General features: G+C 64.9%; 2 protein-coding genes. Both read right to left on the bottom strand.

All coding sequences use genetic code 11. From position 1 onward, the window contains the following. Window positions 1-366 precede the first annotated feature (366 nt). Window positions 367-597: a hypothetical protein gene (locus tag ACZ7L9_RS38015; RefSeq protein WP_112468748.1), complete on the bottom strand. Its 231-nt coding sequence runs from the start codon at window positions 595-597 to the stop codon at window positions 367-369. 97 nt (window positions 598-694) lie between these two features. After that, the gene (locus tag ACZ7L9_RS38010) at window positions 695-1,672 is read right to left on the bottom strand and encodes a trypsin-like serine peptidase (protein ID WP_471422089.1); all 978 of its coding nucleotides are present in this window, start codon (window positions 1,670-1,672) and stop codon (window positions 695-697) included. Window positions 1,673-2,440 lie beyond the last annotated feature (768 nt).

Genomic DNA, 2,440 nt, shown 5'->3' with positions numbered 1-2,440 from the left:
ACCTCATCCACCAGCTCCGGCGGAAACGCACGCGTGAGCACTCCGAGGGCGATGCGATCCGAAAACCGGTCGCCCTGAACTTCCTTCAACTGTCCAGGCCTTGGCACACCAACTCAACGAGCCAGCACCACCAAAGTCACCGGTATTGGCACTAGACGAGTCATTCCGAATGCTGACGGTGCGTCTGGGAACGCAGATAGGGCGTCCGAGATCGATCTGTGACGAATGACCTGGACGCCCTGCTCACTGCACTGTACGTGAAGATCGACGACGAGATCGGAGATCAACACCGTTGCGTTTGAGTCTGGAGTGGCGGGTCAAGCCCCGGTGAACCAGCTAGGCAACGGGAGGCCCTGATAGAAGTCGTTACTCCTCGTGCGGCATGGGTGCCGGTTCGGCCTCCTCCATGCGGCGGTCGGTCCAGTACTCCTCTACGTCGCGCTGGTCGTGCTGAACCTCGGAGGTCGATGTGTCGCCCCCGGGCTCAGGCGGAGAGGCGGGGGACTCGGATGTGTCCTGACGGAGTGCGACGACGGTGGCCACAGCCGCAGCGACGCCTGCGGTGACGACGAGGGCGCGGATGCCGGAGCGCTTCATGGGCGACCTCCTTGGCGAGTGCGGAGCCGTATGGGAACGGCGCTCACCCCGCCACACTACTGGCCGTGCGGCGGGGTGAACACCGATCCGCTGGATGTCAGGTGACGGAGCCCTGGTCGTCGAACATCTGCTTGACGCTGTCACCGAAGTAGGAACTCTTGTTCACGCCGTCGGAGTTGACGGTGCTCATGACCCCGTTGGTCTGGCCCAGCCCCGAGGACTGGTCGAACACGCGCATCCACGGGCCGCCGCTGGAGCCGCCGCCGAAGTCGCAGCCAAGCGCCAGCTTGCCGCCGGAGTCCGAGGTCCGGCCCTCGCAGTACCACTGGAGCTCGCCGTTGTCCTTGTTGCCCGGGTAGCCGTTGATCGTGATGTCCTGCTCCCGCGAGTAGTTCCAGCTCAGCCCGTTGCCGCCAGTGCGGTTGACAAGCTTGTCGCTGCCCTGTGGCCAGGTCGTCACCATGGCGACGTCCCAGTTGAGGTCGCCGTCGTTGATCCAGCCGTTGAAGGTACGCATCTGCTTGGCGGCGAAGGTGCCATAGGGTCTGTCGCCGTTGCGGTACTGGGGGACATACATCCAGTTCTTCATCCAGTTACCGCCGTTGCCCTCGTGCACGCAATGGCCCGCGGTGATCGCCATCTGCTTCGAGTTGCTGTTGAGGGCGCTCGCCGAGCAGACGTAGTTCTTGCCGTCACTCGGCTTGGTGAAGAAGACTTTGCCGGCGACGGAGGTCTCGACGCTCTTCGTGCGTATCTCGCCTGGGGGAGCCGCGGCCGGGGTGGACCCGGGCGGGCCGCTGTGCTGCTCCGCGGTGCCCGACGATCTCTTGGCACCAGTGTCCTCCGGCGTCAACGGGATGGCGTTCCGCATGCGTTCGGGCGTCCAGTACTCCTCCACGTCCTCGGCGGCGCGTAAGGTGTCGATCCGGGCGCCGTCGACCGTGAGGGCCGGGGAGGCGGTGGTCGAGCCGGCGTCCTGCGCCGGCTCCGGCTGGGCGGAGGCGGGCGCGATGGTCGCGAGGACGACCACGGCGGCTGCAGGCAGGGAGAGCAAAAGGTGCCGAAATAGGCGCACTTACGTTCACCTTTCGAAGTCAGAGTCACTCTGTGGCGCACAACACGCTAAGTGCGCGGGACCGCTCGAGGAAGAGCGCCTGGTCTGAAACACGAGGCAACTACCCCTGTGTGAAGAGCGGTTGGGGTGCCATGTGCACCGGGAATGGCCGCCGGGCGGTCGCGGTGAGACGTAGGACACAGGCGACGAGTTGCCTCCTCCGTGCACGACTGCATCGCAACTACACGGACAACCCGTCGGCTTCATCCTGCGGTCCAAGACCCCCGAGCTCATCTGCCAGGAGATCTACGCGCTCCTCACCGTCTACCAGGCACTGTGCGCGCTCAAAGTCCACGCAGCCGAACAGGGAGAGGTCGATCGACCGGATCTCATTCACCACGACGGTGCAGCTCGCGCGGCTCAAGACCGCCGGACAGACGGCAGCGAGCCCGCAGACCTTGCGCTCGGCCCGACTCGAAGTCGTCCAGGAACTCCTCAACGGCCTCCTGCCGCCTCGCCGCGACCGCCGCTGCCAACGACTCAAGAAGCCACCGCGGAACACCTTCGAAGCCAAACGCCGGGACGAGCCCCGCCCTCCCAGCCACGTCAGCTACTCACTCAAAGTCACGCGGACTCAGGGGCACTCGCCCTCACCTGCGGAAACGCCCTAAATCACCGGCATTGACCCTAGATGCAATACCGGTGACTTTGGTGGTGCTGGCTCGTTGAGTTGGTGTGCCAAGGCCCGGACAGTTGAAGGAAGTTCAGGGCGACCGGTTTTCGGATCGC

Source organism: Streptomyces sp. NPDC111516, from assembly GCF_055635345.1.
Note: the sequence above shows the minus strand (reverse complement) of the source record. Positions and strands in the feature narration are given on the sequence as shown.

What these genes read in the sequence shown, in the direction of transcription:
- ACZ7L9_RS38015 (WP_112468748.1), bottom strand. Translation starts at nt 597, where the DNA reads ATGAAGCGCTCCGGCATCCGCGCCCTCGTCGTCACCGCAGGCGTCGCT.